Raw genomic sequence first — 15,622 nt, forward strand, 5'->3', positions numbered from 1 at the left:
AAAAAATGATAATTGTTAGAAAAATGAAAGCGGTTTATTTTTAAAATATAGCCCAACGCAATGATTGGAAAGTTCCTAGAAGTTGAGGCAATGCTAGGTAGAAACTAATTTAATTATCGGGGGGATCCTAAATGAAAAAAAGTAAGAGTATTGGTAAAAAAGTAGCAATACCTGTATTATCAGCTATTATGCTTTCTTCCCTAGTAGCATGCAGCAATTCGGAAGAGTCATCTGCCAAAAGTAATGGGAAATCAACTATTACTATTATGACAACTGCTTATACAACTACACCTCCATCAGATGACAGTCCGGCCCTAAAGGCGCTGGAAAAGTATACGGAAATGGATATTAATGCAGAATTCGTACCTAATTCCGTTTATACAGATAAGTTAAATGTCACCTTAGCTTCAGGTAAACTGCCTATGATCATAATGATTCCAGGTAAAATTCCAAGCTTTGTAAGCGCTGTGCGAAATGATGCCTTTTGGGATCTTACCCCATATTTAAAGGAATACCCAAATTTGAGTCAAGCAAATGAAATTACCTTACAGAATAGCGCTATTGATGGGAAAATATATGGGATTTATCGATCAAGACCTTTAGGAAGAAATGGAGTCTTTTTCCGCAAAGATTGGTTGGATAATTTAGGATTAAGTGAACCGAAAACAATTGATGATTTATATAACGTCTTAAAGGCGTTCACAACAGATGATCCAGATGGGAACGGAAAAGATGATACTTACGGTATGACGATTTCGAAATGGTTTGGACCGTTTGATATTATGCAAACATGGTTTGGCGTACCAAATAAATGGAGTATCGAAGAGGATGGTACACTGCAGCCAGACTTCATGTCACCGGAATATATGGATGCCTTGAAATTCTTTAAACAATTGTATGACGAAGGATTAATTAATGAGGATTTTGCAGTAATGGATACAGCAAAGTGGAATGAACCGTTTCAAAATGGAAAGTCAGGAGTTCAGATAAGTACATTGGATGATGCCCATCGCAATCAAGAAGCAATGGAAAAGATCGATCCAAAGTTCAAAGATGTAGTAGATGTTATAGGTGCTGTTTCCGGACCAAAAGGACTGTTTAATCTTCCTACTTCAGGATATAACGGAATACTAGCCATTCCTAAATCCAGTGTAAAAACAGAGGAGGAGCTTAAAAAGATATTATCTTTCTTAGACAAAGTAAATAACGAACCAGCGCAAACAATAGCTTATGCTGGAGTTGAGGGGCGTCATTATGAAATAAAGGATGGGGAGTTTATTCCTCTTGTAACAGCTCAAGATCCGGAATCTACTGAATATACCGATCTTAACCAGTTTATCCCAGGTATTCCTGGTGAAAACTTCAAGCATCCAGAATTTACAGCGCTTCGATTAAAAGAAAACGAACTAATGAAAAAGAATGAAGAGATTGTTGTTGCCAATCCTGCCGAATCCTTACTATCAACAGTGTATGCACAAAAAGGGCAGCAGTTAGACAACATTATCAATGACGCTCGAATTAAATACATTGTCGGCCAAATTGATGATAAAGGCATTGAAGATGCGATTAAATTATGGCGCAGCTCCGGCGGAGACGACTATATTGAAGAAATAAATAAATTATATAAAGAAAGCCAGAAGTAACCAGCAAGTTAAGAGACTGGCAGTATATTAAACTGCCAGTCTCTCTTAAAGACAGTGAAATTAAAGAAGGGAAGGAGAGGAAATTATAATGGCAAAAGCCAGTACGCAAGTGACAGAACCAGAAACAGACATCGCCCACTCCATGATAGGAACTACTGTGCAGCAAAAGCCCAATCTTTCTAAGTTCCAACGTATTTTGAGAGATAAATGGCTTTATATTCTATTACTGCCAGGTTTGGCGTATTTCATTGTATTTAAGTATCTTCCCATGTGGGGAATTGTCATAGCCTTTCAAGATTATTCCCCTTTTACAGGCATATTAGGAAGCAAATGGGTAGGGTTTGATAATTTTATCGATTTCTTCAAAAATCCAGATTTTTTTCGATTATTAAATAATACAGCTATTTTTGCAGTGCTAAATTTGGTGTTTTTCTTTCCAGCCCCTATTATATTGGCACTTCTTTTAAATGAGCTGCGGGTTAATTCATACAAAAGAGTGGTTCAAACATTTATTTATGTGCCGCATTTTATGTCGTGGGTAATCATTGCCAGTATTACGTATATCTTTTTTACAACAAGCGGTGGTGTGGTGAATGATATTGTTTCTCAAATTTACGGTAAAAACATTGATTTTCTCTCTTCTCCAGATTGGTTTCGCCCATTAATTATGATGCAAATTATTTGGAAGGAAACGGGCTGGGGAACGGTAATCTTTTTGGCAGCACTAACAGCAGTTGATAAAGAGCAGTACGAAGCAGCGATTGTCGATGGTGCAGGAAGATTACGGCGTTTATGGCATATTACTTTACCTGCAATAAGAAGTACGATAATTGTTATGCTTATCCTCCAGCTTGGCCGTTTTCTTGACACAGGCTTTCAACAAATCTATTTAATGTCCAATTCATTAAACCGCGGCGTGGCGGATGTATTTGATACGTATGTATATTTTGTTGGTATTACCCAAGGAGCATACAGCTATAGTACAGCAGTTGGTCTCTTTAAGTCTGTCATTGGCATTATCCTCGTTTTGGGGTCCAATAAATTAGCGAAGAAAATGGGAGAGGAAGGAATCTTTTAATGTTGAAAATTCAAGGAGGTGTGAAAAATGGCGATGCCCAAAATGCATAATACACGGGGAGGGCGTATATTTGATGGCTTTAACGTAATCCTTTTAGGCATTATCGGAATCACGATGATTCTGCCGTTTTTATACATTATTGCAGGATCGTTTGCTACAGAGGCAGAGTTAACCACAAGGAGCTTTTTTATCTGGCCAGAAACCTTTACCCTTGATGCATATAAATATATTTTTTCGACAGGAACTTTTACACGGAGTATTCTCGTATCGGTTGGGATTACATTAGTTGGGACTTTGATTTGTCTATTCTTTACCTTTACAATGGCTTATCCATTATCACGGAAAAATTTAATTGGACGAAGCCTGTTGATGAATATGATTGTCTTTTCCATGTTATTCAGTGGAGGGATGATTCCTACTTATATTGTTGTTAAATCATTGGGATTATTAGATTCCTACTGGTCATTAATTTTGCCAGCTGCGATTAACCCATTCAATTTAATTATTGTCAAAACCTTCTTTCAAGGGATACCAGTGGAATTAGAGGAAGCGGCGAAGATGGATGGATGTTCCGAAATGGGAATTTTTTTAAGGATCATTTTACCTTTATCCAAGCCGGTCCTTGCCACTTTTGCCTTATTTTATGCGGTTACCATCTGGAACGATTACTTTCATGCACTATTGTATATTAGCGACAGCGCAAAATGGCCTGTACAGGTCCTGCTTCAACAAATTATTATTTTATCTCAAGGGAACTTGGCTGATACCGCTTCACAAGGAGTAGAATATGTAGCCCCGCCAGCACAATCATTAAAATTGGCTGTTGTCGTAGTAGCTACCTTGCCGATATTAATTGTTTATCCATTCCTGCAAAAGCATTTTGCTAAAGGAATGTTATTAGGATCTGTAAAGGGATAAGTTTTAACTTTAATACCGATGGCTGATGACCGAAGAACGGTGGAATATAAGGAACGCACAGCCGTCTTTTTAATGCTATCTATTTTGAACATAATTAAACAATTGAAGGTGAGCAAATGACTAATTTCCTACAGCTAAAACATGAATTTAATGATCCTTCTGCAGAATATTCGATTTTTCCATTTTGGTTTTTAAATGGTGATCTTCATAAAGAAGAACTAGCTAGACAATTGCGAGATTTTAAGGATAAAGGCGTGCATGGGATAGTAGCACATCCCCGAATTGGCATACCTGAGGACATCGATTATTTAGGAACAAAATTTATCGAACGACTGCGCTTTATTATGGAAGAAGCTGCAGAACTAGGGATGAAAGTGATTATCTATGATGAAGGCATGTATCCATCCGGATCTGCCCATGGGAAGGTGGTTGAGAACAATCCTGAATATGCAGCCCGTGGATTGCGCATGACAATGCATCCTATAAAAGGTCCTGCCAAAATAAAGGAACAACTAGAAGAATACGAGGAAATTGTTTTTGCTGCTGCTTTAAAGATGACTGGTGATAGGAAAATCGATCCTCACTCCGTTGTTTCCTTGGAAGTGGAACAAGACAGCATCGTTTTTGATCCGAAAGAATCAGGAGGTTGGTCGATTGTTTTCCTTATTGCTACTTTTTCAAAAGGGACGATTCGCGGGCTTCACTTTGGAGAAGATGATGGCGAACCAAATGCTCCACTAGCAGGCGATTTATTAAATCCAGATGCTATGAAAAAATTTATCCGTGTGACTCATGATGTATATTATGAACAATTTAGTGAGTATTTTGGCAATACCATAACAGCACTATTTACAGATGAACCGAGTGTTTTAGGCCGCTGTGTCGATCCAGAAAAAATTAAGCCTTGGACAGAGGGCTTCTTGGATTATTATAGGCAGCATGGCAATGAGCCGAAGGATTTGTTAGCGTTATGGTTTGATGTCGGGACTGACACTGCTATTAAGAGAAGAAACTTTAAAAAAACGGTTAATAAACGCCTTCAGGAAACGTATTACCTTCCGATATCGGAGTGGTGTGAGAAGCATGGGATTCAATTAACTGGGCATCCGGAGGCGAGTGACGATATTGGCTTTTTGCAATATTTTCAGCTGCCTGGACAGGATTTAGTATGGAGATGGGTTGGACCAGAAGACAATAAAGGAATTCAAGGACATGATAGTACTTTAGGAAAATGTTCCTCCGATGCGGCTAGGCACCGTGGGTTGCCTCGTAATGCCAATGAATGTTTTGGCTGTTGTGGGCCAAATGGACATCAATGGCAATTAACAGCAGCGGATATGAAATGGTTTGTAGATTGGCTTTTTGTAAGAGGAGTAAATATGCTTTATCCCCATGCCTTTTATTACTCGATCGAAGGTGAACGTTTAAATGAGCGCGCACCAGATAACGGCCCCCATAATGCATGGTGGAATTATTATAGATTGTTTGCTGATTATGAAAGACGGATGTCTTGGCTTTTAAGTGATTGTACCAATATTACAGAAATTGCGATTTTGTGTGAGGAAGACCATCTTCCTTGGAAAATAGCAGAACCGCTCTATACCAATCAAATAGAATTTAACTACTTAGAAGAAGACTTATTTCTCCACAACTGTCTCATCGAAGAAGGCCAAGTGAAAATCCAAAAACAAATTTATAGAGTAATCGTAATAGAAAATCTGGAACAGCTTGTTTCTAACGAAATGGTGCAGAAGCTTAGTCTTTTTCTGAAGAATGGGGGCACTGTTATTATTTATAATCCCGAAAAGAAGGAACTTCCTTTACGTGGGAATGTAGTACAACTTTCTAACTACAATAGCGTAATCGGCTCCCTTGATCGGTTGCAATCCAGGGATGTTTATTTGATACCACATAATCCTGGATTGCGTGTTACCCATATTGTCAAGGAAGGTATAGATTTTTATGTGTTGGTAAATGAAGATGATTCATCCGTAGAAGGAGAACTGGCTGTTAAATGCAGGGGTGCTTTAGAAAAATGGGATGCTTGGTCCTCCAACATAGAAACAATCGAAATAAATGAAGTAGATGGGGAGTATACAAAGTACAACTTTTCTTTGCAGCATAGGGAGTCTATCATTCTCTGTGTTAATCATCAGGAAACACCAACTTTTGCAGCCAAAAGCCAAAAGGAAGAACACAGTTTGGATATCAACGTAGATCATTGGACAATGACTAATCCATTCCGTCAAAAGGAAGTGATCAAAAAACTAGTTTCCTTAACGGAATATGAAGATTTAAAATATTTTTCCGGCAAAACTATCTATCAGTCAAAAGTGACCTTAGATGCATCGAAAAGAAAATATAAAAAAGCTCAATTAGATTTAGGAGAAGTTTGTGAGCTTGCTGAATTGTGTATTAACGGAGAAACGGTCGGAGTTAAAATGTGGAGTCCCTATCATTTTGATATAACACCATACATAAACACAGGCACCTTGGATATAGAAGTAATTGTTACCAACAGCAAGGCAAACGAATATGCAAAAGAATTGATGAAGTCCGGATTAATTGGACCGGTAAGATTAAAGTTTTATCTATAAATTATTCCTTGGTACGGAGGGGGAATCGGAAATGGCAGAAAAAAAGAAGCAAGAAAAACGATTACGACAGATGGAAAGTTTAAATCGTGGTTTGATTGCTGTAAAGGTAAAGAACGGTGTCTATATTGGCTGGCGCTTGTTTGGGACAGATCCAGAGGAAAAATCATTCAATCTTTATCGTGATGGAATTAAAGTGAATCCTGCCCCGATTACTAGCAGTACCAATTATTTAGATGAAAGTGGAGTAGAAGCTTCTATTTATCAAGTATGTTCTATTGTAGATGGCAAGGAACAGCCCTGTTCAGAAAAGGCTGAAGTATGGGAGACGAGCTTTTTGACTATTCCCCTGAATAAACCTGAAGGAGGAATAACACCAGATGGAGTAGCTTATTCCTATAGTGCTAATGATGCAAGTGTTGGAGATGTAGATGGGGATGGAGAATATGAAATTATCCTCAAATGGGATCCATCTAATTCGCATGATAATGCCCATAAAGGCTATACCGGGAATGTATATTTAGATGCCTACAAGTTAAATAGCACGCACTTATGGCGGATTGATTTAGGAAGAAATATCCGTGCCGGAGCTCATTACACGCAGTTTATGGTCTATGATCTAGATGGGGATGGAAAGGCGGAGGTTGCCTGTAAAACGGCAGATGGAACTAGAGATGGAGAAGGGAAAGTAATTGGAGATATAGGTGCGGATTATCGAAATAAAGATGGTTTTATTCTGCAAGGGCCTGAATATTTAACGATATTTGATGGAATGACAGGGAGAGAGTTAGTGACAACCGACTATGATCCCCCTCGAGGAAAAGGCGAGGACTGGGGGATGATGAAGGAAATCGCGTCGATCGTTTTCTAGCATGTATAGCCTATCTTGATGGGGAAAGACCTAGCTTAGTAATGTGTCGTGGCTACTACACGAGAGCAGTGCTAGCTGCTTATAATTGGCGAGATGGCGAACTGTCAAAAGTATGGATGTTTGATAGCCTAGCACCTGGTAATGAAGGTTATTCTGGGCAAGGTAATCATAGTGTAAGCGTTGCAGATGTAGACGATGACGGGAAGGATGAAATTATCTATGGTTCTTGTGTAATTGACCATGATGGTACAGGGCTTTATAAAACTGGTTTAGGACATGGGGACGCCATTCATGTTGGAAATTTTAACCCAGCGAGACCAGGCTTGGAAATATTTCAAGTACATGAAACGCCTCAAGCAATGGGGACGGAAATCCATGATGCCAAAACAGGCGAAATCTTATGGGGGATTCCTTCTACTGAAGATGTAGGAAGGGGGATGGCAGCAGATATTGACCCGCGCTATGAGGGAGCAGAGGTCTGGTCATCGACACACTGGAAAACGGGAGGAGCAGGGCTTTATAGTAGTTCAGGAGAAAAAATCTCTGATTTGAATCCCCAGTCCTTTAATTTTGCTATCTGGTGGGATGGAGATTTATTAAGAGAACTTCTTGACCATGACTATTGCGAGGAAACTGGCATCGGAGTCGGGAAAATCGACAAATGGGATTATGAGAACGGAAGGCTCGTTAATATTTTGACTGCAGATGGTACGAGATCGAATAACGGGACAAAAGGGAATCCTTGTTTGCAAGCCGATATCTTTGGAGATTGGAGAGAGGAAGTCATTTGGCGGACTGATGACAGCACCGCACTTAGGATTTATACAACGACGGATCTAACGGATCACCGCATTTATACCTTAATGCATGACCCTAATTATCGGTTAGCAATCGCTTGGCAGAATGTTGCCTATAACCAGCCGCCACATCCTGGTTTCTTCCTTGGACACAATATGGAAAAACCGCCAGTTCCCCGAATTTACGAAGTGAAAAATCAGAGAGACTTGGAGGTATAAGAAGTTTGCTGGTGATAACTACTAGAAGCCAATCTGAGGAACGTCTTTGGTGCCTGCTTCCTTGTTTAACTTTTTATTCAGCTGACAAAATGTCCGAGATTATTTAGGAGGAGTATATATGCAGATGAATGGTGCGATAGGAGGATTTTATAAACTTTGTGATTGGATTATGAAGCTAGCATTTGTGAATCTTTTATGGATTGCCTTCTCCCTTTTGGGGCTGTTAATCTTTGGTTTTTTCCCCGCTACCGTTGCTATGTTTGTGATTGTAAGAAAGTTATTGATGGGAAACATGGATATTCCCGTTTTTAAAACGTTTTGGGAATCCTATAAGACCGAATTTATTAAGAGTAATTTATTAGGATTTATTGTTTCTATCCTTGGCTATTTCTTATATATTGATATAAATTTATTGAAACATACAAGTGGAATAATGAACGTATTCTATTATCCAGCCTTATTAATTTGTTTAGGCTTTCTATTAACGATTTGTTATGTATTTCCTACTTTTGTACATTTTGATCTCAAAATCTACCAAGTGATAAAAAACGCATTTATCATTATGTTAATGAATCCAATCGCTACGATAATAATGGTGATCGGGATAACAGCAATTTATCTACTAATGACTACGGTTCCGGGAATGATTCCGCTGTTTTGCGGAAGTGCATTAGCATTTATTATGATGTGGTCTTCCTTTTTCGCCTTTACAAAGATACAAAGAATGGAAGAGCAGCATCAAAAACTGAATAACTGCAAGACTTAATCTTAATAGTAAAAGGAGGCAGAAGTCACTTTTGCTTCTTTTTTTGTGAAGGGAGAATTTTTCCCTTCTACCAAACCTAATCTTGAACAGAATCTCCTCTTAAATTAAACTTAAACTAAATCATCAAGACCTAGGAGAAACTAACGATGCAAAAAATCATGATTATCGAAGACGATGTAAAAATCGCAGAACATCTCAGCGCCTACATAAAGAAATATCAATATGAAGTAATTACAGCCATCGATTTTGAAACCATAATGGCGACATTTAGAAGGGAGAAACCAGATCTTATACTATTAGACATTAACCTTCCAAGCTTCGATGGTTACTATTGGTGCCGACAAATTCGCAAAGAATCCCTTTGCCCGGTCATTTTTATTTCAGCAAGAACGGGCGAAATGGATCAAGTAATGGCAATTGAAAATGGTGGGGATGATTTTATTACAAAGCCATTTCATCCTGATATTGTGATGGCGAAAATTAGAAGCCAGCTCCGCCGTGCATATGGGGAATATGCCTTAAAACAGGAGGAAAGGGTTCTTCGTGAAGGGGATTTGTGCTTATATCCAGAACGGTTTGAATTACGATTTAAAGACAAAGTAACGCAATTAACGAAAAAGGAAACAGACATTATCGAAAGCTTACTTGATCGCTACCCTCGTGTTGCTGGCCGGCAAGATTTATTGGCAAAGCTTTGGGATGATGAAGCATATGTCGACGAGAATACATTGAATGTGAATATTACGCGTGTGCGGAAAAAATTTCAAGAGCTAGGGATTGAGGAGGCAGTGGAAACAGTTAGAGGAGCAGGATACCGTTTGCGGCCGACTTGGAAAGAGGGACAAGCATGAAGCTATTTATTCGCGAGCATGTTTTATTTATTATCATACAACTCATCCAATGTCTGTTGATTCCGTTTATATTTTGGCTGGATGGTTACCGAGGAAAAGGAGTATGTCTATATGCTATTTTCTTATCAGTCGTATTTTTAACAGTATTTTTACTATATCAATATGTGAGTAGAAGAAAATTTTATCAAAGGCTTGAACATTCAATCGGAACATTAGATGGTTCTTTGGAGACGACGGAAGCAAAACCAATTTCCGAAGCTCTCGATCAGTTGCTAATGGTACAGTATCGTTTATACCAAGAAGAAATTCAAAAAGCAGAGGACAGGCAAGATGAGCATCTTCTATTTATGGATCGCTGGGTCCATCAAATGAAGACACCTCTCTCGATTATTGAGCTGACAGCCCAAACGCTTGACGAGCCAGAATCATCGAGTATCCGGGAAGAGACAGACCGAATGCGAAACGGGCTGAATACGGTTCTTTATATGGCGAGACTTCGCACCATTGCAGAAGATTTTCAGATTAAGCCTGTTGCTCTTTCTAAGTTAATCCATGAGGTGAATCAAGAAAATAAGCGTTTTTATATTCGCAATGAAGTGTATCCGCAATTTAAAGAAGAAAAGCAAGGCATTACAGTAGAAACAGATGAAAAGTGGCTATTCTTTCTCCTGACACAGCTTGTTCATAATGCTGTGAAATATTCGGCAGGAAAAGCAAATCATCTCATTATTTCTTTGTATGAACAATCAGGAGAAGCCGTTCTGGAGGTGCAGGATTTTGGTGTTGGTATACCGATTGTAGATCAGAAGCGTATTTTTAATAAATTCTATACAGGAGAAAATGGCCGCAAATATCGAGAATCTACCGGTATGGGGCTTTATTTAGTAAAAGAAGTGGCAGAGAGATTAGAGCATCGTCTGGAATTGGAATCAAAGGTCGGCCTAGGTACAACGATTAGGATTATTTTTTCTGATACACAAAACCTTACATCAATGTAAGCTTGCTGAAAGCATAATCGATAGTATGCCATATCCTCTACAGGTTATACTTTTACTAGAATTGTTAGAGAGGAGAAGGATTATGCTTAAACTTACAAACGTAAGTAAGGTTTACGAAGGAAAGGTAGCTTACCGTGCCCTTACTGATATTAATTTTGAAATTGACAAAGGTGAATTTGTGGTGATTATGGGGCCATCTGGAAGTGGAAAAACAACGCTGCTTAATATTATTTCTACGAATGATGGTCCAACTACAGGTGCTGTGGAAATAGAGGGGAAAATGCCTCATAAGCTAAAGAAAAACGCTCTAGCTAAGTTTCGCAGAAATGAATTAGGCTTTATCTTTCAGGACTTTAATTTATTGCATACTTTAACAGTGGAAGAAAATATCGTTTTACCATTAACATTGGATGGCTCTCCTGTTAAGGAAATGAAGAGGAAAGCAGAAGAAATTGCTAAGGAATTGGGGATTACAGCGATTCTGAATAAACGTACTTATGAAATCTCAGGTGGGCAGGCGCAGCGGGTCGCGATTGCCAGGGCAATGATTCATGAACCAAAGCTATTATTGGCAGATGAACCCACAGGAAATCTAGATTCAAAAGCAGCAAAAGATGTGATGAATATGCTTGTCTCGATTAATGAAAGGAAACAGACAAGTTTATTAATGGTAACACATGATCCCCAAGCGGCTAGTTATTCTGATAGAGTAGTCTTTATTCGTGATGGAAAGCTACATTCTGAAATACATCGAGGAGATAGTAGACAAGCATTCTTCCAAAAAATAATCGATATGCTTTCGTTGATGGGAGGCGACGGCAATGACTTTTCGTCAGTTCGCGTTTAATAACGTACTCCGCAATAAACGGCTGTATATTGCTTATTTTCTCAGCAGCATGTTTACAGTGATGGTGTTTTTTACCTTTGCTATCTTTGCATTTCATCCAGCCTTTTCTGGTCCCGACGTGAATAGTCATGCACTATTTGGAATGGGTGTTGCTGGCGGAATTATTTATATCTTTTCTTTCTTTTTTGTTTTATATTCTATGAGCTCGTTCTTACAATCAAGAAAGAAGGAATTTGGCTTATTAATGATGCTTGGAGCATCTAACCGGCAGATTCGCCTTCTAGTATTTTTAGAAAATATTCTGATCGGCTTTTTTGCCACAGTGAGTGGGATTCTAGCAGGATTAGTATTTGCGAAGGTAATTCTTTTGATTGCCGAGAATGTATTAATTATTACAGAGTCACTTAATTTTTATTTCCCTACATTGGCAATTGTGGTGACGTTTATTAGTTTTCTGATTCTCTTTTCTTTATTTCTATCTTTGTTTCCTTTATTCTTCGTACCAATAAGTTGATTGACTTAATCAAAGGGGATAAAAAGTCAAAAGGAGAACCGAAAGCTTCGTTATTTCTATCAATTTTAGCAGGGCTGCTTTTACTTGGAGGATATGTTACTGCAATTTCTGTAGAGGGAATATTGGTTGCTTACGCGCTGGTTCCAGTTGTTCTCTTAGTAACACTCGGAACCTATCTCTTATTTACTCAACTGAGTGTGTATTTTATCCGCAAGATAAAAGGGAATAAGTCCATTTTTTGGAAAAAAACAAATATGCTCTTGTTTTCCGATTTGTCTTTTCGCATGAAAGATAATGCAAGAACCTTTTTCTTAGTGGCGATTATATCAACAGTGGCTTTTAGCGCCATTGGAACACTATATGGGTTCCAATCCTATATAACAAAAGGGGTAAAAGAAATAAATCGCTATACTTTTACTTATTCTCCGTTGGACAAGGACAGTGAAGAAGTAATTGCCAAAGATAAGAGTAAAATGAATACGTTAATAGAAAATGAAAAGCTTGATGTGAGTAGTGAAGAGACTCAATTGAATTATTACAAACTAGCTGGGGAAAAGAAGAACGTTTTAATTGCGCGAGCATCTGATTACAATCGTTTTGCCGAGCTAATTGGTGAGAAGAAAATTCATCCAAAGGAAGACGAAGCCATTGTTGTAGAACAGAGTGATGCTGTCTTAAAGGAAGGCGGACAGAAACCTAGCAAAAAGCTATTGGAAACGGCCATTCCTTTAAAAAGTGGTCGAGAAGTAACACCTTCTCGAGTAATAGATGCGGCTGTTTTAACAGAAATATCGGCTTATTATGTAGTAAATGATAAGATATATGAACAGCTGGATGAACCAATAAAAAGCAAACCAAGTATTGTATGGCAAGCAAAAGAAGGACAAGAAGATAAAGTCCTTGCAGTTGGGGAACAGTTAGATGAAGAATTATCTTACAAAGCTTTTTCTGTTGACTATGCTATATATCAAATCAATAAAGCGTTTGGCCCTGTTCTGTTCATTGGCTTATTTATTGGAATTGTATTCTTCGTTTCGGCAGGAAGCTTCCTTTACTTCCGATTATTTACTGATTTAGAGGAAGAAAAGCGCAAATTCCAATCGATTGCTAAAATTGGATTAATGGAGACGGAGTTGAAAAGAGTCGTCAACAGACAAATAGCTCTTTTATTTTTCTCACCAATTATAGTCGCTTTAATCCATGGTTCTGTCGCACTTATTGCCCTATCCAATATGTTTGATTTTAATATTACAAGAGAGGCAGCATTGGTATTAGGAAGCTTTGCTTTCATACAGATTCTTTATTTCTTAATCGTTCGCTACTTTTATGTAAAACAAGTGAAGAGAATTATTCTTTAATGGATATATTAGTCGGGGCTGAGACAAAACTAAAAAGGATATGCTTAAAGCTGAATAATCATTTGTTGAATTAGACGAATGATAAATAAAATCTATTTTTGTTTCTCGCCCCATTTTATAAGGTTAGTGAAATGGAGTGGAAGACACTCGACTCCTGCGGGAAATAGAGGAAAGGCTGAGACCCCGCAGCGCAGTGAGGAGGCTCAGCTTCCTCCCCGCGGAAAGCGAGTGACTGGAGCGCAATGGAACGAACTTGTTTTTTAGCTATAAAAAAGATAAATCAGCGAAAAGAAAAAACCGAACTATTACGATGTTTTATTGTATTATAGTTTGGCTTTTTCATTATGTAAAATTCTTTTGTCCCACCCTCGTTTTATATAAGGAAAAGGACTGCAGGTTTTCGAAAATTCATCTAATTATTATCCTTTATGATGTGGTAGTATATTCCATATAGGGATAATAAGAAGTTGTTTATCTTTGATCTAACTAGCTGAAAAGAGAGGATGGTGGTTGGCTTCAGGCCTTAGGAGTGACTATAATCGAAATTTATTTCCTTGTTGGTAGCTTTTTCTGTTTTTATTACAGGCTTAAGTGGAAGGATCGCTCGGAATGGAAATTTAACTTCCCCATCACAATTGGGATTCTTCTCTTCTTATTCGCAGCTTTTAGTTATTTTGATTTTATGCTGGGCAGAATAATAGTAGGTATACCTGGTATTATTTTAATAGCGGGTAATAAGTATTTTGCGTAACTTTATAATTTTTCAGAACAAGGTTAGTAAAATCCAAGATTTATCTATGGAATAATTAGAGACGGAATTTTGAGGCTGCGGAGGAAAACCATTTTGAAAATCTATCAGTTTGAAAATAATATTCCCACTTTAACTGAATAAACATTCCTGTCATTTTAGGGGAGAAGTCCCTAAAATTATATTTCTCATAGAACGGTTGCAAATGCATCCTTTGATTTCCAAAAAATAGACATCAAAAGCACCTACTTAGCAGGTGCTTTTGATATAGCTGCATTCTTTTTTATACACCAGGGAACCAGCCAGGTGCATTGATAATTGCATTCCAGAGTGGATCTGGAATGACAAGTTCTTTTTGTTTTTCTTTATTTAGGGTTGTAACAATGGTATCTTCTTTTCCTTCCGCTAGCTTTTGTACCCAATGAGGTTCGATAATAAGGCCTCTACCTAATGCCAGCAAAGATACTCCTGTTTGAAATGCTTTTTGAGCATCCTCTGCAGTATAAATAGAGCCAACGCCAATTAACGGTACACGATTATTGATAGTTTCCAGTAAATAGTCAATGCGTGTTTTGGATAAATCCTCTACTCCTCTTCTTGGTGTTGAATGGAATTCCTGAAGAGAAACATGTAAGTAATCCAGGCCCTTATCAGCAAGTTTATCCACTAGTGCAAGAGTATCACCCATGGTAATTCCAGGTGTTTCAGGCTCCTCAGGAGAAAAACGATAACCAACAATAAAAGGAGAGGTAGCATGTTTTGCGACTACACTTTTAACCTTATCAATAATGGCTAAAGGAAAAGTCATTCGTTTTTCAAGATTTCCACCAAAGCGATCTTCGCGGCGGTTAGAATGAGGAGAGAAAAATTGCTGAATAAGATATCCGTTTGCTCCATGAATCTCTACTCCATCATAACCAGCTTCAATAGCACGGCGAGTTGTTTCTCCGAAAGCATCGATAATAGCTTCGACTTCAGCTTCTGATAATTCTCTTGGAGTAGCATTTCCTTCTCCTTCAGCAGGAATATTACTAGCACTTACGACATCTCCATTTACTAAGTCAGGAGGGCACATTCGTCCACCGTGGAAAATTTGCAGAACTGCTTTTGCGCCTTTTTCTTTAATACGAGAAGCTAATTTTGTCAAGCTAGGAATAAATTCATCGCTATAGGCAGCAAATTCCCCAGGAAATCCTTGACCATTACGCGTAACATTTGTACAAGCAGTAATAACCATGCTAACTCCAGTAGATCGATGGGCATAATAATCGACTTCTTCTGCTGTGACTGTTCCATCTTGATTAGAAGAGAAATTAGTCATGGGAGCCATAACGACTCGATTTTTAAGGGTTACACCATTAGGTAGGGTAAAAGAAGATAAAAGCTCTTTGTTATTCATCTATGATTTTCTCCTTTTTTA

Annotated in this window: 9 protein-coding genes and 2 pseudogenes; 10 read left to right on the forward strand and 1 reads right to left on the reverse strand. The window is 38.2% G+C overall.

The features are described from left to right. Nucleotides 1-131 precede the first annotated feature (131 nt). From C2I06_RS23630 to C2I06_RS23675, 10 genes and pseudogenes are all read left to right on the forward strand, one after another. Nucleotides 132-1,643, forward strand: a complete 1,512-nt coding sequence (locus C2I06_RS23630) for an extracellular solute-binding protein (RefSeq protein WP_123258979.1) — start codon at nt 132-134, stop codon at nt 1,641-1,643. A gap of 142 nt (nt 1,644-1,785) precedes the next feature. Next, a complete protein-coding gene (locus C2I06_RS23635; RefSeq protein WP_095333593.1) occupies nt 1,786-2,721 on the forward strand; it encodes an ABC transporter permease in 936 nt (311 codons plus the stop codon). 33 nt (nt 2,722-2,754) lie between these two features. After that, a complete protein-coding gene (locus C2I06_RS23640) occupies nt 2,755-3,639 on the forward strand; it encodes a carbohydrate ABC transporter permease (protein WP_371000469.1) in 885 nt (294 codons plus the stop codon). Nucleotides 3,640-3,755: 116 nt separating this feature from the next. Further along, entirely contained in the window at nt 3,756-6,236 is a 2,481-nt protein-coding gene (locus C2I06_RS23645) for a glycosylhydrolase-like jelly roll fold domain-containing protein (protein WP_123258980.1), read from the forward strand. A 31-nt stretch (nt 6,237-6,267) separates the two neighbouring features. After that, a pseudogene (locus C2I06_RS23650) lies at nt 6,268-8,120 on the forward strand (rhamnogalacturonan lyase). A gap of 118 nt (nt 8,121-8,238) precedes the next feature. Then, on the forward strand, nt 8,239-8,886 hold the full coding sequence (locus C2I06_RS23655) for a YesL family protein (protein WP_123258981.1): 648 nt from the start codon (nt 8,239-8,241) through the stop codon (nt 8,884-8,886). A 146-nt stretch (nt 8,887-9,032) separates the two neighbouring features. After that, on the forward strand, nt 9,033-9,737 hold the full coding sequence (locus C2I06_RS23660) for a response regulator transcription factor (RefSeq protein WP_095333585.1): 705 nt from the start codon (nt 9,033-9,035) through the stop codon (nt 9,735-9,737). Then, complete coding sequence (locus tag C2I06_RS23665; RefSeq protein WP_123258982.1) at nt 9,734-10,735, forward strand: sensor histidine kinase; 1,002 nt, start codon at nt 9,734-9,736, stop codon at nt 10,733-10,735. Before C2I06_RS23660 ends, C2I06_RS23665 begins: the two co-directional genes overlap by 4 nt. A gap of 82 nt (nt 10,736-10,817) precedes the next feature. Beyond that, nucleotides 10,818-11,582: an ABC transporter ATP-binding protein gene (locus C2I06_RS23670; protein WP_095320993.1), complete on the forward strand. Its 765-nt coding sequence runs from the start codon at nt 10,818-10,820 to the stop codon at nt 11,580-11,582. Further along, nucleotides 11,557-13,454, forward strand: a pseudogene (locus C2I06_RS23675) (ABC transporter permease). Before C2I06_RS23670 ends, C2I06_RS23675 begins: the two are co-directional and overlap by 26 nt. 1,031 nt (nt 13,455-14,485) lie before the next feature. Here C2I06_RS23675 and C2I06_RS23680 read toward each other — a convergent pair. Then, nucleotides 14,486-15,601 carry an NADH-dependent flavin oxidoreductase gene (locus C2I06_RS23680; protein WP_123258983.1) on the reverse strand — a complete coding sequence of 372 codons (1,116 nt, stop codon included), beginning with the start codon at nt 15,599-15,601 and terminating at the stop codon, nt 14,486-14,488. Nucleotides 15,602-15,622: the final 21 nt, after the last annotated feature.

Source organism: Niallia circulans, from assembly GCF_003726095.1.
Lineage (GTDB): Bacteria > Bacillota > Bacilli > Bacillales > Cytobacillaceae > Niallia > Niallia circulans_A.

What these genes read in the sequence shown, in the direction of transcription:
- C2I06_RS23630 (WP_123258979.1), top strand. Translation starts at nt 132, where the DNA reads ATGAAAAAAAGTAAGAGTATTGGTAAAAAAGTAGCAATACCTGTATTA.
- C2I06_RS23635 (WP_095333593.1), top strand. Translation starts at nt 1,786, where the DNA reads ATGATAGGAACTACTGTGCAGCAAAAGCCCAATCTTTCTAAGTTCCAA.
- C2I06_RS23640 (WP_371000469.1), top strand. Translation starts at nt 2,755, where the DNA reads ATGCCCAAAATGCATAATACACGGGGAGGGCGTATATTTGATGGCTTT.
- C2I06_RS23645 (WP_123258980.1), top strand. Translation starts at nt 3,756, where the DNA reads ATGACTAATTTCCTACAGCTAAAACATGAATTTAATGATCCTTCTGCA.
- C2I06_RS23655 (WP_123258981.1), top strand. Translation starts at nt 8,239, where the DNA reads ATGCAGATGAATGGTGCGATAGGAGGATTTTATAAACTTTGTGATTGG.
- C2I06_RS23660 (WP_095333585.1), top strand. Translation starts at nt 9,033, where the DNA reads ATGCAAAAAATCATGATTATCGAAGACGATGTAAAAATCGCAGAACAT.
- C2I06_RS23665 (WP_123258982.1), top strand. Translation starts at nt 9,734, where the DNA reads ATGAAGCTATTTATTCGCGAGCATGTTTTATTTATTATCATACAACTC.
- C2I06_RS23670 (WP_095320993.1), top strand. Translation starts at nt 10,818, where the DNA reads ATGCTTAAACTTACAAACGTAAGTAAGGTTTACGAAGGAAAGGTAGCT.
- C2I06_RS23680 (WP_123258983.1), bottom strand. Translation starts at nt 15,601, where the DNA reads ATGAATAACAAAGAGCTTTTATCTTCTTTTACCCTACCTAATGGTGTA.